Annotated in this window: 21 protein-coding genes; 7 read left to right on the top strand and 14 right to left on the bottom strand. The window is 72.7% G+C overall.

Annotated elements, in window-relative coordinates:
• The first annotated feature begins 326 nt into the window (after positions 1–326).
• Positions 327–845 (top strand): EF-hand domain-containing protein, encoded by a 519-nt coding sequence (locus ACFYZL_RS27545; RefSeq protein ID WP_384747969.1) that lies wholly within the window; start codon positions 327–329, stop codon positions 843–845.
• A gap of 67 nt (positions 846–912) precedes the next feature.
• On the opposite strand, the gene purU is transcribed toward ACFYZL_RS27545, so the two are convergent.
• Both purU and ACFYZL_RS27535 read right to left on the bottom strand, forming a co-directional pair.
• Complete coding sequence (purU, locus tag ACFYZL_RS27540) at positions 913–1,797, bottom strand: formyltetrahydrofolate deformylase (RefSeq protein WP_388682638.1); 885 nt, start codon at positions 1,795–1,797, stop codon at positions 913–915.
• A gap of 27 nt (positions 1,798–1,824) precedes the next feature.
• Complete coding sequence (locus ACFYZL_RS27535; RefSeq protein WP_384748002.1) at positions 1,825–2,271, bottom strand: hypothetical protein; 447 nt, start codon at positions 2,269–2,271, stop codon at positions 1,825–1,827.
• Between the two features lie 196 nt (positions 2,272–2,467).
• On the opposite strand from ACFYZL_RS27535, the gene ACFYZL_RS27530 reads away from it, so the two are divergent.
• Positions 2,468–3,772, top strand: coding sequence for an ABC transporter substrate-binding protein (locus ACFYZL_RS27530; protein WP_388682636.1), 1,305 nt, complete (start codon positions 2,468–2,470; stop codon positions 3,770–3,772).
• Positions 3,773–3,781: 9 nt separating this feature from the next.
• Here the strand turns inward: ACFYZL_RS27530 and ACFYZL_RS27525 are convergent, their stop codons facing one another.
• The 3 genes from ACFYZL_RS27525 to ACFYZL_RS27515 form a co-directional block, all read right to left on the bottom strand.
• Positions 3,782–5,317, bottom strand: a complete 1,536-nt coding sequence (locus ACFYZL_RS27525; RefSeq protein ID WP_388682633.1) for a hypothetical protein — start codon at positions 5,315–5,317, stop codon at positions 3,782–3,784.
• A 132-nt stretch (positions 5,318–5,449) separates the two neighbouring features.
• A complete protein-coding gene (locus tag ACFYZL_RS27520) occupies positions 5,450–5,986 on the bottom strand; it encodes an NUDIX hydrolase family protein (protein ID WP_384582516.1) in 537 nt (178 codons plus the stop codon).
• Between the two features lie 115 nt (positions 5,987–6,101).
• The gene (locus ACFYZL_RS27515) at positions 6,102–7,490 is read right to left on the bottom strand and encodes a transcriptional regulator (RefSeq protein ID WP_384747980.1); all 1,389 of its coding nucleotides are present in this window, start codon (positions 7,488–7,490) and stop codon (positions 6,102–6,104) included.
• A 214-nt stretch (positions 7,491–7,704) separates the two neighbouring features.
• Between ACFYZL_RS27515 and ACFYZL_RS27510 the strand changes: the two genes are divergently transcribed.
• From ACFYZL_RS27510 to ACFYZL_RS27500, 3 genes are all read left to right on the top strand, one after another.
• Positions 7,705–8,388, top strand: coding sequence for a bifunctional DNA primase/polymerase (locus ACFYZL_RS27510; RefSeq protein ID WP_384747983.1), 684 nt, complete (start codon positions 7,705–7,707; stop codon positions 8,386–8,388).
• A 165-nt stretch (positions 8,389–8,553) separates the two neighbouring features.
• On the top strand, positions 8,554–9,426 hold the full coding sequence (locus ACFYZL_RS27505) for an ABC transporter ATP-binding protein (RefSeq protein ID WP_384747985.1): 873 nt from the start codon (positions 8,554–8,556) through the stop codon (positions 9,424–9,426).
• Positions 9,423–11,069, top strand: coding sequence for a transporter (locus ACFYZL_RS27500; RefSeq protein WP_384747988.1), 1,647 nt, complete (start codon positions 9,423–9,425; stop codon positions 11,067–11,069). Before ACFYZL_RS27505 ends, ACFYZL_RS27500 begins: the two co-directional genes overlap by 4 nt.
• Before the next feature lie 88 nt (positions 11,070–11,157).
• Here the strand turns inward: ACFYZL_RS27500 and ACFYZL_RS27495 are convergent, their stop codons facing one another.
• The 3 genes from ACFYZL_RS27495 to ACFYZL_RS27485 form a co-directional block, all read right to left on the bottom strand.
• The gene (locus ACFYZL_RS27495; protein WP_388682628.1) at positions 11,158–11,418 is read right to left on the bottom strand and encodes a hypothetical protein; all 261 of its coding nucleotides are present in this window, start codon (positions 11,416–11,418) and stop codon (positions 11,158–11,160) included.
• 242 nt (positions 11,419–11,660) lie between these two features.
• Positions 11,661–12,521, bottom strand: coding sequence for an alpha/beta fold hydrolase (locus ACFYZL_RS27490; protein WP_384747993.1), 861 nt, complete (start codon positions 12,519–12,521; stop codon positions 11,661–11,663).
• Between the two features lie 368 nt (positions 12,522–12,889).
• Entirely contained in the window at positions 12,890–13,582 is a 693-nt protein-coding gene (locus ACFYZL_RS27485; RefSeq protein ID WP_384582497.1) for a metal-dependent transcriptional regulator, read from the bottom strand.
• A gap of 219 nt (positions 13,583–13,801) precedes the next feature.
• Here ACFYZL_RS27485 and ACFYZL_RS27480 point away from each other — a divergent pair, with 219 nt between their 5' ends.
• Positions 13,802–14,557, top strand: coding sequence for an SIS domain-containing protein (locus ACFYZL_RS27480; protein ID WP_384756234.1), 756 nt, complete (start codon positions 13,802–13,804; stop codon positions 14,555–14,557).
• A 189-nt stretch (positions 14,558–14,746) separates the two neighbouring features.
• Here the strand turns inward: ACFYZL_RS27480 and ACFYZL_RS27475 are convergent, their stop codons facing one another.
• Both ACFYZL_RS27475 and pdxH read right to left on the bottom strand, forming a co-directional pair.
• The gene (locus ACFYZL_RS27475) at positions 14,747–16,057 is read right to left on the bottom strand and encodes a PAS domain-containing protein (protein ID WP_384756230.1); all 1,311 of its coding nucleotides are present in this window, start codon (positions 16,055–16,057) and stop codon (positions 14,747–14,749) included.
• An 813-nt stretch (positions 16,058–16,870) separates the two neighbouring features.
• A complete protein-coding gene (gene pdxH, locus ACFYZL_RS27470) occupies positions 16,871–17,494 on the bottom strand; it encodes a pyridoxamine 5'-phosphate oxidase (protein WP_385128743.1) in 624 nt (207 codons plus the stop codon).
• A gap of 237 nt (positions 17,495–17,731) precedes the next feature.
• Here pdxH and ACFYZL_RS27465 point away from each other — a divergent pair, with 237 nt between their 5' ends.
• Entirely contained in the window at positions 17,732–18,838 is a 1,107-nt protein-coding gene (locus ACFYZL_RS27465) for a citrate synthase 2 (RefSeq protein ID WP_376660498.1), read from the top strand.
• Positions 18,839–18,904: 66 nt separating this feature from the next.
• Here the strand turns inward: ACFYZL_RS27465 and ACFYZL_RS27460 are convergent, their stop codons facing one another.
• The 4 genes from ACFYZL_RS27460 to ACFYZL_RS27445 form a co-directional block, all read right to left on the bottom strand.
• Positions 18,905–19,519 carry a TetR/AcrR family transcriptional regulator gene (locus ACFYZL_RS27460; protein ID WP_384756227.1) on the bottom strand — a complete coding sequence of 205 codons (615 nt, stop codon included), beginning with the start codon at positions 19,517–19,519 and terminating at the stop codon, positions 18,905–18,907.
• A complete protein-coding gene (locus ACFYZL_RS27455) occupies positions 19,507–20,244 on the bottom strand; it encodes an enoyl-CoA hydratase family protein (RefSeq protein ID WP_388682622.1) in 738 nt (245 codons plus the stop codon). Before ACFYZL_RS27455 ends, ACFYZL_RS27460 begins: the two co-directional genes overlap by 13 nt.
• Before the next feature lie 492 nt (positions 20,245–20,736).
• Entirely contained in the window at positions 20,737–21,897 is a 1,161-nt protein-coding gene (locus ACFYZL_RS27450; protein WP_384756222.1) for an acyl-CoA dehydrogenase family protein, read from the bottom strand.
• Complete coding sequence (locus ACFYZL_RS27445; protein WP_388682620.1) at positions 21,894–23,837, bottom strand: acetyl/propionyl/methylcrotonyl-CoA carboxylase subunit alpha; 1,944 nt, start codon at positions 23,835–23,837, stop codon at positions 21,894–21,896. The genes ACFYZL_RS27450 and ACFYZL_RS27445 overlap by 4 nt, the downstream gene beginning before the upstream one ends.
• Between the last annotated feature and the right edge of the window lie 8 nt (positions 23,838–23,845).

Below are 23,845 nucleotides of genomic sequence, written 5' to 3'. Positions count from 1 at the left end.
GGGCCGTGTGTCGACCCATCGAATGTAATGGGCACGCAGCGTCCCGCGCCTGTTTTGGGGGAACCTCGGCCCGGAAGGATGCCCTCCGTGATAGGGCCGTGGCCGGTTGTGAGCACGTGTGGGCAGTGGTGCGAAGGGTGTGACGAACGGTGTTGCGGGCGGCGGCACATGGCACTGGTGTACGCGCCCCACCGCGCTCCCCGTGCGCGGGTTCGATGCGGCCACCTGCTTGACCGCTTCGCTTAACGCGCAGGCCACATAGGCCTTACGCTCCTGTCCTGTCTTGATCTGTACCCCACCGCACACGTGAAGGCGGAACGCCGAATATGGACAGCGCAGAATACGAGCGCAAGATCGCCGCCCGATTCGCCACCTTCGACCAGGATGGGTCCGGCTATATCGACCGGGAGGACTTCAGCGCTGCCGCGAAGGCCGTCCTGGCCGAATTCGGCACCACCGCCCGGTCGGACAAGGGCCAGGCCGTCTTCGCGGGCGCGGAGGCGTTCTGGCAGGGAATGGCCGGGATCGCCGATGTCGACGGGGACCAGCGGGTGTCCCGCGAGGAGTTCATCACCGGTGCGGCGAAGCGGCTGCGGGACAATCCGCAGCGGTTCGCGGAGATCGCCCGGCCGTTCCTGCGGGCCGTGATCGCGGTGGCGGACGAGGACGGCGCGGGCGCCACGCCGGCCGCGGCGTCCCGTGTCCTGCGCGTACTGGGCACCGCGCCCGAGTTGGCCGGTCAGGTGGCCGCGGCCCTCGACCCCGACGGGGACGGGCGCCTCGCGGAGGACGACGTGCTGGCGGCGTTCGCGGGGTACTGCGGCGTGGAGGCACCGGACGCGTGACGCCTGGCGGCGGGCCCGGGTGAGCGGGCCCGCCGGCAAGCGCCGGAGCGGCTGGATCTCAGTCGCGCTACGCGAAGACCACCGTGCGGGAGCCGTTCAGCAGGACGCGGTGTTCGCTGTGCCACTTCACCGCGCGCGCGAGCGCCTGGCACTCCACGTCCCGACCCACCGCCACCAGCTGGTCCGGGGTCACCTCGTGGCCCACGCGTTCGACCTCCTGCTCGATGATCGGCCCCTCGTCGAGGTCGGCCGTCACGTAGTGCGCGGTCGCGCCGATCAGCTTCACGCCCCGCGCGTGCGCCTGGTGGTACGGCTTCGCGCCCTTGAAGCTCGGCAGGAACGAGTGGTGGATGTTGATGATCCGCCCGCTCAGCTCCTTGCACAGGGTGTCCGACAGCACCTGCATGTACCGGGCCAGCACCACCAGCTGCACGTTCTCGGCACGGACGAGTTCCAGCAGCTCCGCCTCGGCCGCCACCTTCGTGTCCTTGGTCACCGGGATGTGCACGAACGGGATGTCGTACGAGCCCACCAGCTCCGCGAAGTCGGTGTGGTTGGAGACCACGGCCGCGATCTCGACCGGCAGCGCCCCGATCCGCGCACGGAACAGCAGGTCGTTGAGGCAGTGGCCGAACTTCGACACCATCAGGATGATCCGCATGCGCTCATCGGCGAGGTGGATCTGCCAGTCCATCTTGAACGAGTCGCCGATCGCGGCGAAGCTCGCCCGCAGCTTCTCGACCGTCACCTCGGGCTCGGCCTCGAAGTGCACCCGCATGAAGAAGAGCCCGGTCTCCCGGTCTCCGAACTGCTGGCTGTCCACGATGTTGCAGCCGGTCATGAACAGGTAGCTCGACACGGCGTGCACGATGCCCTGCTTGTCGGGGCATGACACGGTCAGGACGTACTGGGGCAAGGGCTGGGCCTGGGCCTCGTTGTGCGGGTCGCTCATGACCGCACAGCCTTTCACACCGCGCCGTCACACCGCGCGCGTGAGGATCCTCAGCACTTCCAGCGAGGTCGGCCGCATGTCCGGGTCGTCCCCGTCCGCCGCGGCCATGCGTACGTGGGCCTCGCGCGCCGCGCGCACCGCCTCGGGCCAGGCGTGGTGCTCCAGGTAGGCGGAGACGGGGGCGTCGGGGCCGACCTGGTGCATGATCCGGAGCACGCGCAGCACGGCGAGGTCGACCAGGGTCGCCTCCTGCGGGTCGCGGAAGATCGTGCCGACGTACTTCTCGGCGGACCAGCTGTCGAGCCAGGTGTCCTCGACGAGCCGGTACACGGCGTCGGTGACGTCCCCGTACCCTTCGGCGCCGACCAGCCAGGTGTCCTCGTGGAAGGCCGGATCGGAGAGCATGTGCAGCGCCGAGCGCACGTTGCCGCGCCAGCGCCACCACGGCATGTCGTTGAGGGGCATGCCGCCCATGGTGGAGGAGCGGCTGCCCCGGCGGGAAGGGTTCTTCGGGTCTTGGGCGAATGTCACGCTTTCGATCGTACGTTCCCGTTGGGCACGATCTTGAAGCGCCCGTGGAGGACGACACCCCTGTAATTCACCGTGGCGTCACCCGATGTTGTGTCCATCTCACTCCTCAGTTACCTGCGGCGCGGAATGGTGCATGGACATGACCATCTCTCGACGCTCCGCATCCTTCTCCCGCACCTTGGTGGCCACGGCGATGGGCGCATGTCTCCTCGTGGGATGCGGGGCGCTCCCAGGGGGCTCGGGGGGCTCAGGGGACACCCTCACCGTCATGACCTTCGCACCTGAAGGCACCAAAGCGACCAACATGCCGGGAATGATCGGCATGGCCAAGGCATACGAACGCTGGGTGAATTCCAAGGGCGGCATCAACGGCCGCAAGCTCCGCGTCCTGACCTGCAACGAGAAGAACACGGCCAACGGCGCCGCCGACTGCGCCCGCAAGGCCATCTCGGAGAAGGCCGTGGCCGTCGTCGGCTCCTACAGCCAGCACGGACGCGCCTTCATGGCCCCGCTGGAAGTGGAGGGGATCCCCTTCATCGGCGGATACGGGGTCTCCTCCGAGGAGTTCCAGTCCACCCTCTCCTACCCCGTCAACGGAGGCCAGCCCGTCCTCATCACCGGGGCCGGCCACCAGCTGGGCCGCGCCTGCGAGAAGGTCGCCCTGGTCCGGCCCGACACCCTCGTCGGCGACACCCTGCCGGTGCTGCTCAACGCCGGTCTGCGGGCCAACCAGATGCCCGACGCCTCCGACATCCGCGCCGCCGAGGACTCCGCCGACTTCACGGCGCAGGCGCGCGAGGCCCTCACCAGCACCGGCGGGGGCGGCGGGGGCGGCGGGGCCAAGGACAAGGACAAGAACAACGGCTGCGTGACCGCGGTCCTCGGCGAGCGCACCGAGACCTTCTTCGACGCCTTCCGCCGTACCGAGCCCCAGCGCAAGAAGCCGCAGATCTCCTCGGTCCTGGGCAGTGTCAGCCAGTCCCTGGTCGACCGCACCGGAGGCAAGGACAGCCCCTTCGAGGGCGCGTACGTCACCAGCTGGTACCCGGTGGCCGCCGATCCGCTCTGGCAGCCGATGAAGAAGGTCATCGCCGACTTCGCCTTCGGCGACGACACCGTCGACGCCGACGACAGCGGCACGCAGACGACGTGGATCGCGTACACGGTCCTGGAACAGATCCTCAAGGGCTTCAAGAAGGACGACGACGTCAGCGCCCGCAAGGTCGCCCGCGCCCTGAACCAGGTGCAGGCCGTCAAGACCGGCGGACTCACCCCCGATCTGAGCTGGCGCTACCAGGACATGCGCGCCGTCACCGGCTTCCCCCGCATCGTCAACGGCCGGGTCACGTTCCAGGTCGTGCAGTCCGGCCGCCTCGTGGCGCAGCCGGGCGAGCAGTCCCTGGACATGACCCCGACCCTGGAACGCGCACCACGGGGCGCGTAGCGCCGGTGCCTAGAGCTGGGACTTGTCCCGCTTGGTGAGTCCGTACTTGGCCGCGATGTTGTTCCACAGCGTCGCGGCCTGCTCCTTGGCCCTCGTCGCCTCGCCGCTCGACTTGTTGCCGTCGGAGGCGTTGGACGAGTTCTTGGCCTTGCCGTCCTTGCACTTGTCGTCGTCGACGTCGTCCGCCCAGGCGGCGTAGCTGTTGTCGGCGTCCGCGGAGGACTGCCAGGCCTTGGTGAGGGCGGCGGTCAGGCGGGCGTTCTCGGGGAGCTGGTCCACCTTCAACTCCTGGAGGCGGGTGATCAGTTCCTCGCGCTGGCGGGCAGCGTCACGCAGGTCGGAGGCGGCCTGGTCGAGGTTCTTGCAGCCCTTGATGTCGTCCACGGCCTTGATCACCGCGGCCCGGCTGTCGTTGCTGTCCGCGAGGAGCTTGTCCAACTGGACGGCCTGCGGGCGGGCCGGGTCGACGGGGGCCTCGCCGGCCGCCGCCTTGCCGCCGGAGGCGGTGGGCGCCGGGGCGACCGCGCCGGGGTCGTTGTTCTGCGGCTTGCCGTCGCCGAGCAGCGAGCCGACGCCGAGACCGACCACGACGAGGCCGATGACCACGGCGGCGATGATGCCGGGCGAGATCCTCCGCGCCGCGTCCTCGGGCGGGGGCGCCGGGGCGTACTGCTGCTGGGGCTGAGGCTGGTACTGCTGCTGGTGCTGGTACTGCTGCTGCGCGTGCGGCGGTACGGGGCCCTGCGCGCGCGGCGCCTGGGACCTCGGCGGCGGCCGGCGCAGCACCGGCTCCTGGATGGGCGGGAGCTGCTGGGTGTGCCCGGCCTCCTCGCCGCGGAACAGCCCGTCGAACCCGTCGGCGGGGCCCGCCGGCACGGGCGGGATGTACTGGGTCGCCGCCTCCTCGTGCGCGGGGGCGGCGTGCGCACCCGGCGCGGCGGGCGCCGCGGGGCCGCCCGGCACCGGGGCGATGTACTGGGTCGCCGCCTCCTCGTGCGCGGGCGCGGCCGGTACGGGCGGGACGTACTGCGTCGCCGCCTCGTGGTGCGCGGGCGCGGCCGGGGCTCCGGGGGCGGGTGGGGCTCCGGGGGCGGGCGGAGCGAACGGCGCCGCCGCCCCGCCCGGCAGAGGACCGCCCGGCACGGAACCGCCCGGCACCGGGGCCATGTACTGGGTGGCCGCCTCGTGGTGCGCGGGCACCCCCGGGCCCGGCGGAGTCGCGGGCGCGGCCGGTACGGGCGGAACGTACTGCGTCGGCGCCCCGTCGGGCCCGGGCCCCGCGGGGTCCGCCGGTACGGGCGGTATGTACTGGGTGGCGGCCTCCGGGATCGGCGGATAGCCGTAGCCGTGCGGATCGCCCGGCCCCTCGTACCCGGGACCCACCACGTGCCCGGGCGCCACGGCCTGCGGGTCGGGGTACGCCTGCGGGTAGCCGTAGGCGGGCCCGCCCGGCTCCTGCGGTGGGTACGCCGGATACCCGGACGCCGGGTCCGGACCCCACGGGGCACCCGGCTGGGGGGCACCCCCCTGTCCGTTCTGCGTCACGGGGACTCCTTCTCCGACTCGCCCGACCCGTTCGACCGGCGGCCCACGCTACCCGGTTCCCCCGCACCCCCGGCAGCCCGTCCGGCAACGGCTCCCCGACGGCCCGTGAGCGCAGCCCGCGGCGGACGGAGGTCAGTACGCGTGCCCCACGTGGGCCAGCGCCTGCTTGAGCAGCACCCCGTGACCGCCCGGCATCTCGCCCTGGAGGGCCGCGGAGGCCGCCTCCTGCGGGCTGACCCAGACCAGGTCCAGCGCGTCCTGACGCGGGCGGCAGTCCCCGGTCACCGGCACGACGTAGGCCAGGGACACCGCGTGCTGGCGCGGGTCGTGGTACTGGGTGATGCCGGCCGTGGGGAAGTACTCGGCGACCGTGAACGGCTGGAGGGAGGCGGGCACCCGCGGCAGGGCCACCGGGCCGAGGTCCTTCTCCAGGTTGCGCAACAGGGCGTCGCGGACCCGCTCGTGGTGGAGGACGCGGCCGGACACGAGGGTCCGGCTGACCGTTCCGTCCGGACCGATGCGCAGCAACAGCCCGATATCGGTGACTTCGCCGCTGGCGTCCACGCGCACGGGCACGGCCTCGACGTACAGGATCGGCATCCGGGCCCTGGCTGTCTCCAGCTCGTCCGCGGACAGCCAGCCGGACGCGGTTTCGGTCATGTCAGACATTGCTTGATCATAATTTCCCGAGGGGCGGCCCACAGGAGTCATGGCCGCCCCAATATGGATGGTCCGTACATCCTGTGGCCGCCCCCACCACGCCGGGCCGCCGCCCGGCCCTCCGCTACGCGACCCTCGCCGCCGAGTCCAGTCGCGCCGTGAACTCCCGTACCGCCGCCTCGTCCCGGTACGGGTCCAGCCGCGTCCGGAAGTCCTCCAGGTACTCCGCGCCCCGGTTCGAGCGGAGCCCGCCCAGCAGCTCCGCCGCCTGCGCGGCCGTCTGGCAGGCCTGTTCCACCTCCCGCTGCTGCACCCGCGCCGCAGCCAGCAGCAGCATCCCGATGGCCCGCCGCCGCGCCTTGCCCGCCGGCAGCCCGCGCAGCGCCTCCTCGGCCCGCTTGGCCGCCGCGTCCCCCTGACCCAGGTCCCGGTGGCAGTGCGCCAGTTCGTCCGCGAGGTACGCCTGGTCGAAGTGGCCGATCCACACCGGGTCGTCGCCGGACTCCGGTTCGGCCCGCTCCAGCGCGTTCACCGCCCGCGAGGACAGCACCGCCGTCGCCCGGGAGTCGCCCAGCAACGCGTGGCCGCGCGCCTCGGCGGCGTAGAACATGGCCTCCACCCGCGGGGTGACCTGCCCGCGCGTCCCCTCCTGCGCGGCGCGCGCCAACTGCGCGATCTCCCTCGGGTTGCCCAGTTCGGCGGCGAGGTGGCTCATCGACGCGGCCAGTACGTAGCCCCCGTACGCGCGGTCGCCGGCCGCCTGGGCGAGCCTCAGCGCCTGGATGTAGTAGCGCTGCGCGAGCCCGGCCTGGCCGGTGTCGACCGCCATGTAGCCGGCCAGCTCCGTCAGCCGGGCCACCGCCGCGAACAGCGCGCGGCCCACCGGCTCCCGGTACGAGCCGCCGATCAGCCCGGACACCACGGAGTTCAGGTAGTGCACCACCACCGGCCGCACGTGCCCGCTGCCGAAGCGGTGGTCGAGGTCCTTGAGGGCCTCGGTGGTCGCCCGTACGGCCTCGACGTCGGACATCCCCACGCGCGAGCCGCCGTTGCGCGCCACCTGCGAATCGGCCCCGGTGATCAGCCAGTCACGGCTCGGCTCGACCAGTGCGGAGGCGGCCACGCTGGAGCCGGCCAGGAAGTCGCGGCGGCCGACGTCGCTGCGCCACAGCTCGCAGACCTGCTCGATCGCGCCGATGACGGTCGGGGAGAACTGCAGGCCGACGCCCGAGGCGAGGTTCTTGCCGTTGGCCATGCCGATCTCGTCGATGGTGACGGTCCGGCCGAGTTTGCGTCCGAGTGCCTCCGCGATGATCCCGGGTGCCCGGCCGCGCGGCTGCTGCCCTCGCAGCCAGCGGGCCACGGAGGTCTTGTCGTAGCGGAGGTCGAGGCCGTGTTCGGCCCCGCACATGTTGACGCGCCGGGCGAGCCCGGCGTTCGAGCACCCGGCTTCCTGGATGAGCGCCTGAAGCCGTTCATTCGGCTGGCGCGCGACGAGAGGCCTGGCTGCCATGAAAACCCCCAGTGGCCGCGGGTGATCGTTGGAATGATCACTTCCCGCCTGATGTGCGGAGAATCATCCGCTCTGCGTCGTGTCGCTACCCAACTCCGGCGCCCCGGGCTCCTACGCGCCCCCACGTGTGCATCGGTGCGCCCCGCATGCAGGATCGATGCTCCGCCCACCGGCCGGTTTACGCCCGTAACCCCGGGTGACCCGGGCAGTTGTGATGGGCGTGGAAGAGACCATCGGAGTCACGGAGACCGCGCCCATCCCCAAGCAGCGGGGCGAACTGCTGCTGGACCATGCCGTGCGGTACGCGGAAGAACGGCACTGGGACGTCTTCGCCGGTACCTGGCTGGAACCCGCGGACGGTCGGGAGTTGTGCTCCTGCGGTGCGGCGGACTGCGCGGCGCCCGGCGCGCACCCCGCGGTGAAGGACTGGGCGGCGCACGCCACCGGCAGCGCGGTGCAGGTGCGGCGGATCTGGGCACGGCAGCCGGAGGCCTCGATCCTGATGCCGACGGGTCGTACCTTCGACGCGCTGGACGTACCGGACTCGGCCGGGTTCCTGGCGCTGGCGCGGCTGGAGCGGATGCAGCGCACCATCGGGCCGGTCACCCTGACCCCCCACCACCGGATGCTGTTCTTCGTACTGCCGGGGGCCGGGGCGAAGGTCGCCGACCTGGTGCGGAAGTCCGGCTGGTCGCCGTCCGGGCTGGACCTGGTGGCGCGCGGCGAGGGCGAGTACGTGGCGGCGCCGCCGACCCGCTACGGCGGCCGGGGCTCGGTCCAGTGGGCACGGCGGCCCACGCCGGCGAACCGGTGGCTGCCGGACATCGAGGAGCTGATCGACGTGCTGGCGTACGCCTGTGGCAGCGAGGCCGCGGAACGCAGGCGGCGCCAGGGCTGACGGCCGCCCGGCCGGTCCCCCGCCGGCGCGCGCACCTGCGATTTCACCCTGAGAACTCATGACATAAGTAACTGCTCGCCCCCCTCCCCCTCCTCCTATGGTGAGGAACGAACGACGAGTACGACGAGTACGACCAAACGGGGACGTGGAGAGAGGCAGGCGCACATGCCGGACCAGGCAGATGCGACGGGCGGGACGTACGGGACGGACGGTGCGCGATCCGCGCCGTCCGCCGTGCGGGTGGAAGGTCTGTGGAAGCGCTTCGGGGACCAGGTGGCCGTCTCCGGCATCGACCTGGAACTGCCGGCGGGCAAGTTCATCGGCCTCGTCGGCCCCAACGGGGCCGGCAAGACGACGACCCTGTCGATGGTGACGGGCCTGCTGCGTCCGGACATGGGGCGGGTGTTCGTCGCGGGCCACGACGTGTGGGCGGACCCGGCCGAGGTGAAGTCGCGGATCGGCGTCCTGCCGGAGGGGCTGCGCCTCTTCGAGCGGCTGTCGGGACGCGAACTGCTCGGCTACATGGGCCGGTTGCGGGGCCTGTCGGGTGAGGAGACCGACAAGCGGGCGACGCAGCTGCTGGAGGTCCTCGACCTCGCGGGCTCGCAGCACAAGCTGGTCGTGGACTACTCGACGGGCATGCGCAAGAAGATCGGCCTGGCGGCCGCGCTGCTGCACAACCCGGAAGTGCTGTTCCTGGACGAGCCGTTCGAGGGCGTGGACCCGGTGTCCGCGCAGACCATCCGCGGGGTGCTGGAACGTTACACCTCGTCCGGTGCCACGGTCGTCTTCTCCTCCCACGTGATGGAGCTCGTCGAGTCGCTGTGCGACTGGGTGGCCGTGATGGCCGCCGGCCGGATCCGCGCCGCGGGCCCGCTGGCCGACGTACGGGGCTCCGCGCCCTCGCTGCAGGCCGCGTTCCTCGAACTGGTCGGCGCGCACGGGCGGGCCGCGGCCGGGGATTCCCTGGACTGGCTGGGCGGCGGCGCGGGCACGGGCACGGCGCCTGCCTCCGGCTCCGGGACGGCCGCACGATGACCGCCGCCTCCGCCACATCCATCACCTCCGCCGCTCCCGCCTCCCCCACCGCTTCGGTACCGCTGACGCCGATCTTCATCCGGATCAAGCTGTCGCTGCTGCGCAACGGGCTGAAGGGCAACTCGAAGCGCAAGGCCGCCTGGTTCGGCACCCTGGCCTTCACCCTCGTGGTCGGCTTCTTCGTCACGCTCGGCCTCGCCCTGCTGCGCGGCCACGCCCACGCGGGCACGGTCGTGGTCATGCTGGCCGCGATCATCGCGCTGGCCTGGGCCTTCATGCCGCTGTTCTTCCCGACCGGCGACGAGACCCTCGACCCGAGCCGGCTGGTCATGCTGCCGCTGCGCCCGCGGCCGCTCGTACGGGCCCTCCTCGCCTCCTCCCTCGTCGGCATCGGGCCGCTGTTCACCCTGTGCCTGGCCATCGGCTCGGTCGTGGCGGTCGCACGCGGCGGCGCGGGCATCGCCGCCGCCGTCCTCGCCGTCCCCCTCCTGATCCTCGGCTGCGTCGCCCTGGCCCGCGCGGTGGCCACGGCCAACGTGCGGCTGCTGACCAGCCGCAAGGGACGCGACCTGGCGCTGCTGAGCGGTCTGCTGATCGCGCTGGGCGGGCAGCTGGTCAACTTCGCGAGCCAGCGCCTGTTCCAGGCGGGCGGGCTCGCCCAGCTGGAGCCGGTGGAGGCGGTCGTGCGGTGGCTGCCGCCCGCGACGGCCGTCGGCATGGTGGACTCCGCGAGCGAGGGCTCGTACGGGGTCGCCGCGGCCCAGCTCGCCGTGACCCTGGCGGCGCTCGCCGGGCTGCTGTGGTTCTGGGAGCGCAGCCTGACCAAGCTGATGGTCACCCCGGACGGCTCGACCATCGCGGCCGCCAAGCCCGAGAAGGACCGCGGCACGGGCGGCGGGTTCTGGTCCCTCCTCCCGGGCGGACGCACGGGCGCGGCCATGCAGCGCACCCTGCGTTACGTCGTGCGCGATCCGAAGACGAAGTCGGCGTGGGTGACGGCACTGGCGATCGGCGTGATCGTCCCGGTCTTCAACGCCCTCCAGGGCACCGGCTCGGTCTACCTCGCCTGCTTCGGCGCGGGCATGCTCGGCGTGCAGATGTACAACCAGTTCGGTCAGGACACCTCGGCCTTCTGGATGGTCGCCCAGACCATCTCCACCCCGCGCGACGCGTACGTCGAACTGCGGGCCCGCGCCCTTGCGACGGCCCTGGTCACCGTCCCGTACACGGTGCTGGTCACGGCGCTCACGGCCGCTCTGGTCGACAACTGGGCCGGATTCCCGGCCGCCCTGGGCCTGGCCCTCGGCCTGCTGGGCTCGATGCTCTGCACGGGCGCCCTGGCCTCGGCGCGGTTCCCGTACTCGATCCCGTCGGACGGCGCCTTCAAGAACGTCGCCCCGGGGCAGGCGGGACTCGCCTGGAGCGGCATCTTCGGCGGACTGCTCGCCTCGGCGCTGATCAGCTCCCCGGTGATCGCCCTGACGGTCTGGGCCGCCGTGACCGACCAGCAGTCGATCGGCTGGCTCCTGCTCCCGGTGGGCATCGCCTGGGGCACCCTGGCCACATGGGCGGGCCTGCGCCTCTCGGCCCCGACGGTGGCCCGCAAACTCCCGGAAATCCTCCAGGCGGTCAGCAAGGGCTGACCCGCCCCCGCACCTCCAGACCGACGGCCCTCCCGCTCCGGGAGGGCCGTACGTGCTCCGGCCGCGGCGGGTGCCCGGCCCGTGCGGGTCAGGCGGTGGCGAGGACGGCGAGCAACCGCACGCCCAAGGCGAGGGCCGGCACGGCCGGGACCACGAACCATCGCCTGGTCAGCCACTCGGCCTTCACGAAAACCCAGGTGAGCAGGGCGAACACGAGGGCGAGGGCCGGCCCGGTCCCGGTCGCGAAGCCGGAGTAGGCGCCGGCGTCGGTGTCCCAAGGGCCGTCCGGTTCGATCGTGTGGGCGAGAAGACCGCAGTACCCCGTCGCCAGATGCCCCAGGACCAGCACAACGGCACATACGGCCGACCCGATCGGCGAGGCGCCCCCCGGAGGCTTCCGGGTGGTTTCACCCATGCCGCCGTTCGGACGCATCTGTACCGAATCCGACTGACGGGTGAGTGCGTCTGCCTTGAACCCCGCCCATTCCGCCTCGAATGACACACGACCCCCTTCACGAAACGGATGCGCCATCACATCAGGCTGCACACCTGACCGTTTCCGCTTGCCATGCGGTGCGACCGGCCCCCGACTCAGGGCGCTTGGGCTCCGACCCCCTCCAGGAAGGGCTCCAGGGCCGCGCGCCAGGCCGCCGGTTGGTCGTAGTGGAGGTAGTGGCCCGCGTCGGGGATTTCCGCGTACTGGCCGGCCGGGAGGACGCGGACCATCTCCTGGGCCTCCGCGCGGCCGAGTTCGCCGTCGAGGCCGCGGACCACCAGGGTCGGGCAGCGGACCTGGGCGAGCTCCTCCCAGTGCGCGTCGTGGACCCAGGTCTCACGGGCCGTCAGCATCTGCCGGCGGGAGAACAGGGGACGCCAGCCGTCCGGGGCCTCGTGCATCACCTCGGCGAAGAAGGCTCCGCGGCCGGGGTCGGGGCGTTCCACTCGGGGGTCGTCCTCGCCGAACCAGCGGCGGGCCGCGTCCTGCGTGGGGAAGGGCAGCGGCCAGCGGGTGAACCACTCCTCCCACTCCCGCTGGGAGGCTTCGCCGAGGGCCGAGGCGCGCATGTCGCAGATGACGAGGGCTTCGACCAGGTCCGGGCGGCGGGCGGCGAGCTGCCAGGCGGTGAGGGCGCCCATGGAGTGGCCGATCAGGGTGACGGGCGCGAGGCCGAGTTGTTCGACGGCGGCCTCGGCATCGGCCACGAAGGCCTCGCGCGTGTACGGGCCGCCGCGCGGGCGATCGCTCTGGCCGTGTCCGCGCTGGTCCAGGGCCACGACGCGGCGGTGCTCGGCGAGCCAGCGGGCGGTGGACGCCCAGTGGAAGGCGCGGCCCATCAGGCCGTGCAGTAACAGCACGCCCGGTCGGGGGTCCGCCTCGGCGGCCGGTTCGCGAAACTCCCAGGCGGCCAGGCGCACGCCATCGGCCCCTGTCACATCGATGCGCTGTACCACCGCAGATGCACCCCCTTCGCTCCCGGCCAGACTATCGAACCCTCATTCGAAAACGGACTTCTCGTCGGCAACACCGCTCTTTCGAGTGACCTTGCTCAAGGATTGGCCGCCGCTGCCGATGGAGATCCTTTCAACAGGGAGGCGGGCCGCTCGGGGAAGACGGTCCGAAGGGGAAGACCTTGAGAGCTCGGGGCTCCAGGTCACCAGGGGAGGATCGGTCCCGGCGCCGCGAGGCGCCGGGACCGTCCACACACCACGTCACAGAACACCACACCACGCCGGAGCCGCCCGCGTCAGCGGTTCGGCGCCAGTGCACCGACATTGACGCACCGGCACCGGTGCACCGGCATCACGTGCACCGGCTCGCGTCAGCGCTTCGCCACGAACACGTGCGAGGCGACGTCCGCCTCCAGCTCCGCCGCCTCGCCGCCGCTGCCGACCAGCACCCCGCCCGGGGACTCCGTCACGCTGACCACCGAGCCGGGCTGCACGCCCGCCCGCCGCAGCGTGTACATCAGCTGGGCGTCCGTCTGGATCGGCTCCCCGATCCGGCGCACGACCACGGTCTTGCCCTCGGTGCCCGGGTCGAGCTCCGACAGGCTCACCATGCCGTCCTCCAGGAACGGGTCCGCCTCGGCCTTCTCCCCGAGCTCCTCCAGCCCCGGGATCGGGTTCCCGTACGGCGACTCGGTCGGGTGGCGCAGCAGCTCCAGCACCCGCCGCTCCACCGCTTCGCTCATCACGTGCTCCCAGCGGCAGGCCTCGGCGTGCACCTGCTCCCACTCCAGGCCGATGACGTCGACGAGCAGGCACTCGGCGAGCCGGTGCTTGCGCATCACGCGCGTCGCCAGCCGCCGGCCCTCGTCGGTCAGCTCCAGGTGCCGGTCGCTCGCCACGGCCACCAGGCCGTCGCGCTCCATCCGCGCCACCGTCTGGCTCACCGTCGGGCCGCTCTGGTCGAGCCGCTCGGCGATCCGGGCGCGCATGGGGACCACACCTTCCTCTTCCAGCTCAAGGATGGTGCGGAGATACATCTCCGTGGTGTCGATCAGTCCGGACATTCGTGCCCCTCGGATTGCGTGCGCTGGCCCTGCCCCCAATTCTGACGCATCGGGCCGACAACCGTCCCGTGTCGAGCGTCAAGCCCCGTCCCGGACATGTCCCCGACATGTCGAGCCACAGGATTGACGTTCGTATTGACACGCCCTTGGTCCAGACCGCACGGTGAGCGGCGAACACGCACGCACCCCACCCCCACCTTCCGGAAGGGCCATCGGCGTATGAGCGAGAGCAAGCTGGCCGGTCAGTTCTTCGACGCCGCCATCGGCCTGCTGGAGCGGGTGCGGGACGAGGAGGGGCCGCGCATCGCCGAGGCCGGCGCGCTCGTCGCCGACGCCGTCGCCGCCGGGAACCGGCTCTTCGCCTTCGGCGCCGGCCACTCCTCGCTGCCCGCCCAGGACGTGGTCTACCGGGCCGGCGGCCTGGCCCTGATGAACTTCCTCGCCGTCCCCGGCACGGCGGGCGTCGACGTCATGCCCGCCACCCTCGGCAGCGCCCTGGAGCGGGTCGACGGCCTGGCCGGCGCCGTCCTGGACAGCAGCCCCGCCTCCGAGGGCGACGTCCTCGTGATCATCTCCCTCTCCGGCCGCAACGCCCTGCCGGTCGAGATGGCCATGAACGCCCGCGCCCTCGGCCTCAAGGTCGTCGGCGTGACCTCGGTGGCGTACGCGACCGGGACCAAGTCGCGGCACGTCTCCGGCACCTTCCTGAAGGACCACTGCGACGTGGTCCTCGACAGCAAGATCGCGGTCGGCGACGCCGAGCTGAGCCTCGACGGCATCGACGCCCCCTTCGCCCCCGCCTCCACGGTCGTCACCAGCGCGATCATGCAGGCGGTCATGGCCGCGGCGGCCGGCGAACTCGTCGCCCGCGGCATCGAGCCGCCGCTGCTGCGCTCGGGCAACGTGGACGGCGGCCACGAGTGGAACGGTCGCGTCATGCAGGAGTACGGCGACCGGATCTTCTTCCGCCACTAGCCCTCCCGGGCAGGGGGACGGACCCTGCGGGGGCCGGGCTCCGGTGCGGCCTGGGACGAGTGCGGTACGTACGCAGAAGTCCGGGGCGGCGCCGTTCCCGGGGCGCTGCCCCGGACCCAGCGCCTCCCACGCCGGCGAGGCCGGAACGCCCGGCCTCAAGACCACCCCCAGCCCACCTCCAGCCCACCTCTAGCCCAGGTCGAGGCCCGCCAGGTCCAGGTCCGCCGCGACCCGCGCCGCCACCTCCTCCGCGTACGAGGCGTCCGCGCGCTCGAACGCCGGCCGCGAGGGGCCGCGCAGGAAGGTCAGCGCCCCCAGGGTCCGCCCCCGGCTGCGCAGCACCGTGCACAGTCCGTGCGCCGCGCCCTCCGGCCACTGGCGGGCCCGCGCCCACTCCGGGTCCGCCTCCCCGCGGGGGGAACTGGCGCGCACCGAACCGATCCGGTCCAGGGCCTGCAACGCCGGGTGACCGGCCTCGTACCGTACGGGGATCGAACCGGGCCCCGGCAGCTCGGGCGGCGAGGCCGCCGACCGTACGAGCCTGCGCCGCTCCAGGCCCACCGAGGGGTCCAGTACGTCCAGCAGCGCGTGCTCGGCGAAGCCCGCCAAGGCGAAGTCCAGACGTACCGCCGCCGCCTCCGCCGGGTCCTCGCACTCGGCGGCGGCCCGCCCCGCGCGGTGCAGCTGGTGGGCGCGGAACCGCAGCTGCGCGGTGTCCAGCTGCGCCTGCCGCTCCTCGGTGACGTCCTGGAAGAGCCAGCCGACCCCCAGCGGCACCGGCTCCTCCGCCAGGGGCGAGGCCAGCCGCAGGAACCCGCACCGCCAGCACCGCCGCCGCACCCCCTCGGACGTGCGCACCGAGACCCACATCTCGACGGGCGCGGGCGGCGCCCCCTCGGCGAGCACGTGCTGGAGGGCGCCCTCCAGCTCCTCCACGCCCTGCGTCAGCAGCTCCCCGAGGGGTCTGCCGAGCAGTACGGTGCGGCCGGTTCCGAAGGCGCGTGCGGCGTGCGCGTTGACCACGGCGGGCCGCAGGTCGACGTCCACGAGGACGACGCCCCAGGAGGCGTCCTCCATCAGGGCCTCGCTGAGCGCGATGGACCGCTCCAGGTCGATCTGCGCGTGCACCTCGCTGAACGCGCAGTACACCCCCGCGGGTTTCCCGTCCGCGCCCGGCACCCCGGCGGACTGGGTCCGTACGAGGACCCGCCCGCCGTCCTTGGTCAGCAGGGCGAACTCGTGGACCTGCCGCCCGGGTGCGTCCTGGGCGGCCATGAGTCTGTCCTGCACGTCCTGGGCGTCGGCGGGCCGTACCGCCCACCCCTCGAACCCCTTGCGCCCCACGGCCTCGGCGGCCGACCAGCCCAGGATCCGCTCGGCTTCGCGGTTCCAGTGGGTGATCACGCCGTCGGAGTCGAACGCGCACAAGGCGGCGTCCATCCCGTCGAGCAGCGCTGCGAGCAGATCGTCGGTGGTCTCGTTACGTCCGGAAGCACTCACCTGGCACCCCCTGCAGGTGTTCGCGTGTGCGGCACGTCAGATCATTGAACGCGAACGTGACGCAGCCCACACTGCTTTCCGCGGATTGGGTCCGGGAAACCCGTCGGGCTCCCGTCAGGACGGGCCGAGGAGCAAGGGCGGGACCCGCGACCAGGGCGACCACACGTTCGAGTGACTCCGGTCGATCCCGTCGGGGGCGTACAGCTCCGGACGGCCGGCTTCCCCCGTCCTTGCGCCATCGCATCGACTCCACGCTGTCCCTCATCACGCGACTGAGTCGATCCGACGGTCCGGACCAGTGGCCGGCATCGCATCACCACGTTGACCAGCAGCTTTGACGTCTCCTATCGGAATGTGCGGCTGCTCCGGAGAGCCGATGGATACGGCTGTGGATTCGCCGCCGAAATTCGATTGAGCGGACAGGGCAGGGCTGCTTACAGTGGTCGCACACTGAAAGGAGGTGATCCCGGAAATGTACGAACTCCGGACGCGTGAGGTGGCTGCGGGCTAAGCGCCCGTCGTCGCACGCACCCAGTGCGGTGCCCGGCGGGATCGCCGAGCGCCAATCCACAGCAGTCACCCGACCCGCGGGCTCGCCGGTACGTCCGGCCGGCTTCTCCCACTGCAGGGGAGAGACCCGAGCCCGCGGGTCGTCTGCGTTTCCCGCTCCCGCTCGGGTGACGGGACCGGACCCGCAGCGCGCGGGCGCACGGCCTGGCGGGTCCCGCCGGGCGGCCGGGCGCCGAACGGGCGGGCCGGGCCGATGGAGACGCCTGGCCCACGTGGACGCCTGGCCCGGTCAGCGCCGCACGGCTAAGGGCAGAGCCGCTCCACGCGCCACTCCTCCGCGTCCAGGACGTACCGCAGCCGGTCGTGCAGGCGGTTCTCGTGGCCCTGCCAGAACTCCACCTCGTCCGGGACCACCCGGATGCCGCCCCACTGCGGCGGGACCGGGACCTGCTCGCCCTCCGGGTAGCGGGCTTCGAGCTCCGCGTAACGGCGGTCCAGTTCCGCGCGGGAGCCGATCACGCTGGACTGCTCGCTCGCCCAGGCGCCCAGCTGCGAGCCGTGCGGACGGGAGCGGAAGTACGCCGCCGTCTCGTCGCGGCCGATCCGGGACGCCGTGCCGGTGACGACGACCTGCCGGGCGATGGGGTGCCAGGGGAAGAGCAGCGCCACGCGCGGGTTCTCGGCGATCTCCCGGCCCTTGCGGGAGTCGTAATTGGTGAAGAAGACGAAGCCGCGGTCGTCGAACTGCTTCAGCAGCACCGTGCGGGAGCTGGGGCGGCCGTCCGCCGTCGCCGTCGAGACGATCATCGCGTTCGCTTCGAAGACGTGGGCGTCGGCGGCCTGCTGGAACCACCTGGCGAACTGCCGCATCGGGTCCTCGGCGAGGCTCTCCTCCTCGACGATCTCCGAGCGGTACTGCTTGCGCATGGTGGCGGGATCAAGGTCCTGGTCGGTCACCCGGCCATCCTGCCGCAGCGGGACCGCCACCGGTGTGCCGTATGTCACGCTTCCGCACCGCATCCGGAGCCGACAAAATCTTGGGGCCGGTCCGACGGTCCCACACGGGTGACCATCGGCCGTGCCGGGCATCAACGGGGATGACCGCGCCGGACCGCGAATCACGCCGGGAGCCGCGCGTGTTCGCACTATCTGAGGAGCCGCCTGATGTCCGACTTCGTACCCGGTCTCGAGGGAGTCATCGCGTTCGAAACGGAGATCGCCGAACCCGACAAGGAGGGTGGTGCGCTCCGTTACCGCGGTGTCGACATCGAGGACCTCGTGGGCCACGTTTCCTTCGGGAACGTCTGGGGCCTGCTGGTCGACGGTGCGTTCAACCCCGGTCTGCCTGCCGCCGAGCCCTTCCCGATCCCGGTCCACTCCGGTGACATCCGGGTCGACGTGCAGTCCGCGCTCGCCATGCTCGCCCCCGTGTGGGGTCTGAAACCGCTGCTGGACATCGACGAGCAGACCGCCCGCGACGACCTCGCGCGCGCCGCCGTCATGGCCCTGTCGTACGTCGCCCAGTCGGCGCGCGGTCAGGGCCTGCCGATGGTGCCGCAGAAGGAGATCGACAAGGCCGAGTCCGTGGTGGAGCGGTTCATGATCCGCTGGCGGGGCGAGCCCGACCCGAAGCACGTCAAGGCGGTCGACGCGTACTGGACCTCCGCCGCCGAGCACGGCATGAACGCCTCCACGTTCACCGCCCGGGTGATCGCCTCGACCGGTGCCGACGTCGCGGCCGCGCTGTCGGGTGCCGTGGGCGCCATGTCCGGTCCGCTGCACGGCGGTGCGCCGTCCCGCGTCCTCGGCATGATCGAGGAGATCGAGCGCACCGGCGACGCCGTGGCGTACGTGAAGAAGGCCCTGGACAAGGGCGAGCGCCTGATGGGCTTCGGGCACCGCGTCTACCGCGCCGAGGACCCGCGCGCCCGCGTGCTGCGCCGTACGGCCAAGGAGCTGGACGCCCCGCGCTACGAGATCGCCGCCGCGCTGGAGAAGGCCGCCCTGGAGGAGCTGCACGCGCGCCGTCCCGACCGGGTGCTCGCCACGAACGTGGAGTTCTGGGCCGCGATCATGCTGGACTTCGCGGAGGTCCCGGCGCACATGTTCACCTCGATGTTCACGTGCGCCCGTACCGCCGGCTGGTCGGCGCACATCCTGGAGCAGAAGCGCACGGGCCGCCTGGTCCGCCCGTCGGCCCGCTACACGGGCCCGAGCCGGCGCGACCCGCGGGAGATCTCGGGTTACGCGGACATGGCCGAGACGGCCTGATCCGCGCACCTCGTCGCCGTCAGGGCGTCGCACACCCCGCAACGGGGTGCGGCGCCCTCGCGCTTTTCACCCCGTTTCCGCCAGGGTGGCTTCGATGATGCGGGACCACTGGGCCACCACCCGGGCCCGGCGGGCCGTGTCGTCGGTGAGGACGTTGGCCAGGCCGAGGCCGCGGGCCATGTCGAGGAGGCCCTGCACGGTCTCCCGTACGCCGGGGACGGACTCGTCGGCGCCGAGCAGCCCGACCGCGATCCGGTGGGTCTCGCGGCCGACGCGGGCCTCCAGCTCGGTGACGCGGGGGCGCAGCTGCTCTTCGTTGGAGGCGGCGACCCACAGCTGGAGGGCGGCCCGGAAGAGGGTGCCCGTGTACAGGTCCACGATGGCTTCGACGGCCGACGGGCGGGCGACGGGGCCGGCCTGGAAGAGCTCGCGCAGGGCGGTGGAGCGTTCCTCGGCGACGTACTCGACCGCGGCGGTGAAGAGGTCCTCGCGGGTCGGGAAGTGGTGCTGGGCGGCGCCCCGCGAGACGCCGGCGCGCTCGGCGACGACGGCGACGGTGGAGCCGGCCCAGCCGTGTTCGGCGAGGCAGGAGACGGCCGCCTCCAGGAGGTGGCGGCGGGTGACGCGGCTGCGGGCCTGCTTGGGTCCCTGCCTGATCTGGATCTCGCTCACAGGGCCCACGACGGGTTCCGGCGTTCGAAGCGGGCGGTGATGCCTTCGCGGGCCTCGTCGGAGGCGAAGAGTCCTGCGGACAGCTCGGTCAGGCGGGCGCCGTCACGGGCGACGGCCTCGCGCACGGCGGCGGCGGTCAGCGACTTGGTGGCGGCCAGACCCTGCGGGGAGGCCTTGCGCAGCCCGGCGAGGACGGGTTCGAGCGCGTCGTCGACGTTCCCCTCCGAGTGGAGTGTCAGCAGCCCGATCCTGGCCGCCTCGGCGGCGTCGAAGGCCTCGGCGGTGAGGAAGTAGCGGGCGGCGGCGCGCGGGTCGAGGCGCGGCAGCAGCGGGATGGAGATCACGGCGGGCGCGAGGCCGAGGTGGGTCTCGGTGAAGGCGTACGAGGACTGCGGCCCTGCGGCGGCGATGTCGCAGACCCCGAGCAGCCCGAGCCCGCCGGCGCGGACGTGTCCGGTGACGCGGGCGACGACGGGCTTGGGGAGTTCGGCGATCTCGCGGAGCAGGGCGAGGAAGTCGGCGGGGTCGCAGGGCGACTTGAGGTCGGCGCCGGCACAGAAGGTGGTCCCGGTGTGCGTCAGCACGACGGCCCGGACGGCGGGGTCAGCCCCGGCGTCGGCGAGCGCTGCGCGGAGGGCTGCGACGAGGTCGGCGGAGAGCGCGTTGCGGTTGGCCGGGGAGTCGAGGGTGAGCGTGGCGACGCCGGTCGCTCGCGCGGCGTGAACGGGTGTCATGTCTCCTCCGGAGTGGCGTTGAACGGATGGGACGCTACCGGGTCCCCTGCGGGGGGCTCGACGGGTGGGGCGGCCCGGCCCCGTGCCGGGTCCCCTGCGGGGTGCTCGGCAGGACCCTGGCGGGGCGGACCCCTGCGGGGTGCTCGACACGATCCTGGCGGGGCAGACCCCTGCGGGGCGCTCGGCGGGGACACCGGTCCCGGCCAACCCCGACCGGGCCTGGCCGGGACCGGCAAGGCCTGGCCGTGATCGGGAGGGCCTGGCCGGGCTGCGCGGGGCCGGTGCCGGGGCTCGGCGGGAGCCGGGGGCCGGTGCCAGCCGAGGAATCCGGCCCCGGCCCGGGAATCCGGCCCCGGTCGGGGGAAATGCAGCCCCGCCGGCGTTTGAGGCGCGGGGTACGGGGCGGAGCCCCGGGGGTTGAGCCGCAGCGGCGTTCACGGGGGCCCCAGGGCCGCTCGGCCCGTCCGGCGTTCGAGGACGATCGGGGCCGGGCTAGTAGGACTTCGGCAGTCCGAGGGTCTGGTGGGAGACGAAGTTCAGGATCATCTCCCGGCTGACCGGAGCGATCCGGGACACACGGGCCGCCGTGATCAGGGACGCCAGCCCGTACTCCCGGGTGAGCCCGTTCCCGCCAAGGGTGTGCACCGCCTGGTCCACCGCCCGCACGCACGCCTCCCCCGCCGCGTACTTCGCCATGTTCGCGGCCTCGCCCGCCCCCATGTCGTCCCCCGCGTCATACAGCGCAGCGGCCTTCTGCATCATCAGCCGGGCCAGTTCCAGCTCGATGTGCGCCGCCGCCAGCGGGTGGGACACGGCCTGGTGGGCGCCGATCGGCTCCTTCCACACCTGGCGGGTCTTCGCGTAGTCCACGGCCTTGGCCAGCGCGTACCGCCCCATGCCGATCGCGAACGCGGCCGTCATGATCCGCTCGGGGTTCAGCCCCGCGAAGAGCTGGAGCAGCCCCGCGTCCTCGTCCCCGACCAGCGCCGAGGACGGCAGCCGCACCTCGTCCAGCACCAGCTCGAACTGCTTCTCCGCCGCCTGGAGTTCCATGTCGATCACGGACCGGCCGAAGCCGGGAGCCTCACGGTCCACGATGAACAGGCACGGCTTGAGCCGCCCGGTACGCGCGTCCTCGGTGCGGCCGACGACGAGGGTCGCGTCGGCGATGTCCACGCCGGAGATGAAGACCTTGCGCCCGCTCAGGATCCAGTCGTCGCCGTCGCGGCGGGCGGTGGTGGTGATGCGGTGGGAGTTGGAGCCGGCGTCCGGTTCGGTGATGCCGAAGGCCATGGTGCGGCTGCCGTCGGCGAGACCCGGGAGCCATGCCCGCTTCTGCTCCTCGGTGCCGAAGCGGGAGATGACCGTGCCGCAGATGGCGGGCGAGACGACCATCATCAGCAGCGGACAGCCCGCGGCCCCGAGTTCTTCGAGGACGATGGACAGCTCGGCGATGCCGCCGCCCCCGCCGCCGTACTCCTCGGGGAGGTTCACGCCGAGGTAGCCGAGCTTGGCCGCGTCGGCCCACAGCTCGTCGGGGTGGCCTCCTTCGCGGGCCACGCGGGCCAGGTACTCGCGCCCGTACTTCTGTCCCAGCGCGGCGACCGCCGTGCGCAGGGCCTTGTGTTCCTCGGACTCGATGGTGTGGCTCATGACTGCGGTTCCTCCTGGACTACGGCGAGCAGGGCGCCGAACTCGACCTGTTGGCCGGTGGCGGCGTGGAGCGCGGTGAGCGTGCCGGAGGCGGGGGCGAGGATGCGGTGCTCCATCTTCATGGCCTCCAGCCAGAGCAGTGGCTGCCCGGCGGTGACGGGCCGGCCGGGGGCGAGGCCCTCGGCGACGCGGACGACGGTGCCGGGCATGGGGGCGAGCAGGGAGCCCGGTTCGGTGCGGTCCTGGGGATCGGCGAACCGGGGGACGGGGGCGAAGGTGTGGGCGCCGGTGAGGGCCGAATCGACGTAGACCTCGGGCTTGTTCGAATTTTGTTTCACGTGGAACAGGCGCCGGACGCCGTCGACTTCGAGCGTGACCAGCTCGGGGGTGGCCGACAGGACCCGCACCCCCGGGTGGTCGACCGGCCGGTAGCCGACCTCGTACTCGGTGCCGGCCGAGGTGTAGCGGCGGGTCGCCGGCTGCGAGCGGACGTTGCGCCAGCCGCCCAGCCGCGCGGCCAGCGGCGCTCCCGGGGCGGGGGCCGCCTCGGCGAGGGCCGCCGCGAGGGCCGCCAGGGTGATGTCGGGGGCGTCCTCGGCGGGGGCCGTGAGATCGGGGAGATGGCGGTCGTAGAAGCCGGTGTCGAGCCGTCCGGCCGCGAACTCCGGGTGGCGCAGCGACCGTACGAGGAGCTCCCGGTTGGTGGTGAGTCCGTGGATCCGGGCCCGGGACAGGGCGTGGGCGAGGGCGCGGACGGCCTCGGCGCGGGTGGGGGCGTGGGCGACGACCTTGGCGAGCATGGGGTCGTAGTGGATGCCGACGGTGTCCCCGTCGGCGAATCCGGTGTCCACGCGGACCGCCCCCGGCACGGCGAGGGTGTGCAGGACGCCGGTCTGCGGCCGCCAGTCCCGGGCGGGGTCCTCGGCGTAGAGGCGGGCCTCCACGGCGTGGCCGGTGGGCGCCGGGGGCGTGAGCGGCAGGGCCGCCCCCTCGGCGACGCGCAGTTGCAGGGCCACGAGGTCGAGGCCGAACACGGCCTCGGTGACGGGGTGTTCCACCTGGAGGCGGGTGTTCATCTCCAGGAAGTACGGGCGGCCGTCGGCGGTGACCAGGAACTCGACCGTGCCGGCCCCCCGGTAGGAGACGGCGCGGGCGGCGGCCACGGCGGCCTGGTGGAGGTTCTCGCGCAGCGCTTCGGGCAGGCCGGGCGCGGGGGCCTCCTCGATGACCTTCTGGTGGCGCCGCTGGAGGGAGCAGTCGCGGGTGCCGAGCGGCCAGACGGTGCCGTGGGCGTCGGCGAGGATCTGCACCTCCACGTGGCGGCCGCGCTCCACGTACGGCTCGGCGAAGACCTCGCCGTCCCCGAAGGCGGACCGGGCCTCGGCGGACGCGGCGTCCAGCTCGGCCTTGAGCTGGACGAGGTCCCGGACCAGCCGCATCCCGCGCCCGCCGCCCCCCGCCGCGGCCTTGAGCAGGAGCGGCAGGTCCGCGTGGGTGGCGGCCGCCGGATCGACGGGGTCCAGGAGCGGGACCCCGGCGGCGCGCATCAGCTCCTTGGCCCGGGTCTTGGAGGCCATGGCCTCGATGGCCTCGGGCGGCGGCCCGATCCAGACCAGCCCGGCGGCCTCGACCTCGCGGGCGAAGTCGGCGTTCTCGGAGAGGAACCCGTAACCGGGGTGGACGGCGTCGGCACCGGCCGCCAGAGCGGCCTTGATGATCAGGTCGCCCCGCAGGTAGGTGTCGGCGGGGGCCGCGCCCGGCAGGCGTACGGCACTGTCGGCGCTGCGCACGTGCAGGGCCTCGGAGTCCGGGTCGGAGTGGACGGCGACGGTGTCCAGGCCGAGGGCGCGGGCCGTACGGAAGATCCGCACGGCGATCTCCCCCCGGTTGGCGACCAGCAGGGAGGCGATGGGGGCGGCGGAAGCAATGGTGTTGATCATCTGCGGGC

Source organism: Streptomyces sp. NPDC001717, from assembly GCF_042892775.1.
Classification (GTDB): domain Bacteria; phylum Actinomycetota; class Actinomycetes; order Streptomycetales; family Streptomycetaceae; genus Streptomyces.
This window is presented reverse-complemented; position numbering and strand designations above follow the sequence as displayed.

Bases quoted from the DNA above. Each gene is read 5' to 3' on its own strand.
- ACFYZL_RS27445 (WP_388682620.1), bottom strand. From the start codon at position 23,837: ATGATCAACACCATTGCTTCCGCCGCCCCCATCGCCTCCCTGCTGGTC.
- ACFYZL_RS27505 (WP_384747985.1), top strand. From the start codon at position 8,554: ATGCCGGACCAGGCAGATGCGACGGGCGGGACGTACGGGACGGACGGT.
- ACFYZL_RS27545 (WP_384747969.1), top strand. From the start codon at position 327: ATGGACAGCGCAGAATACGAGCGCAAGATCGCCGCCCGATTCGCCACC.
- ACFYZL_RS27535 (WP_384748002.1), bottom strand. From the start codon at position 2,271: ATGGGCGGCATGCCCCTCAACGACATGCCGTGGTGGCGCTGGCGCGGC.
- ACFYZL_RS27465 (WP_376660498.1), top strand. From the start codon at position 17,732: ATGTCCGACTTCGTACCCGGTCTCGAGGGAGTCATCGCGTTCGAAACG.
- ACFYZL_RS27500 (WP_384747988.1), top strand. From the start codon at position 9,423: ATGACCGCCGCCTCCGCCACATCCATCACCTCCGCCGCTCCCGCCTCC.
- ACFYZL_RS27450 (WP_384756222.1), bottom strand. From the start codon at position 21,897: ATGAGCCACACCATCGAGTCCGAGGAACACAAGGCCCTGCGCACGGCG.
- ACFYZL_RS27455 (WP_388682622.1), bottom strand. From the start codon at position 20,244: ATGACACCCGTTCACGCCGCGCGAGCGACCGGCGTCGCCACGCTCACC.
- pdxH (WP_385128743.1), bottom strand. From the start codon at position 17,494: ATGCGCAAGCAGTACCGCTCGGAGATCGTCGAGGAGGAGAGCCTCGCC.
- purU (WP_388682638.1), bottom strand. From the start codon at position 1,797: ATGAGCGACCCGCACAACGAGGCCCAGGCCCAGCCCTTGCCCCAGTAC.
- ACFYZL_RS27515 (WP_384747980.1), bottom strand. From the start codon at position 7,490: ATGGCAGCCAGGCCTCTCGTCGCGCGCCAGCCGAATGAACGGCTTCAG.
- ACFYZL_RS27480 (WP_384756234.1), top strand. From the start codon at position 13,802: ATGAGCGAGAGCAAGCTGGCCGGTCAGTTCTTCGACGCCGCCATCGGC.
- ACFYZL_RS27485 (WP_384582497.1), bottom strand. From the start codon at position 13,582: ATGTCCGGACTGATCGACACCACGGAGATGTATCTCCGCACCATCCTT.
- ACFYZL_RS27510 (WP_384747983.1), top strand. From the start codon at position 7,705: ATGGGCGTGGAAGAGACCATCGGAGTCACGGAGACCGCGCCCATCCCC.
- ACFYZL_RS27520 (WP_384582516.1), bottom strand. From the start codon at position 5,986: ATGTCTGACATGACCGAAACCGCGTCCGGCTGGCTGTCCGCGGACGAG.
- ACFYZL_RS27530 (WP_388682636.1), top strand. From the start codon at position 2,468: ATGACCATCTCTCGACGCTCCGCATCCTTCTCCCGCACCTTGGTGGCC.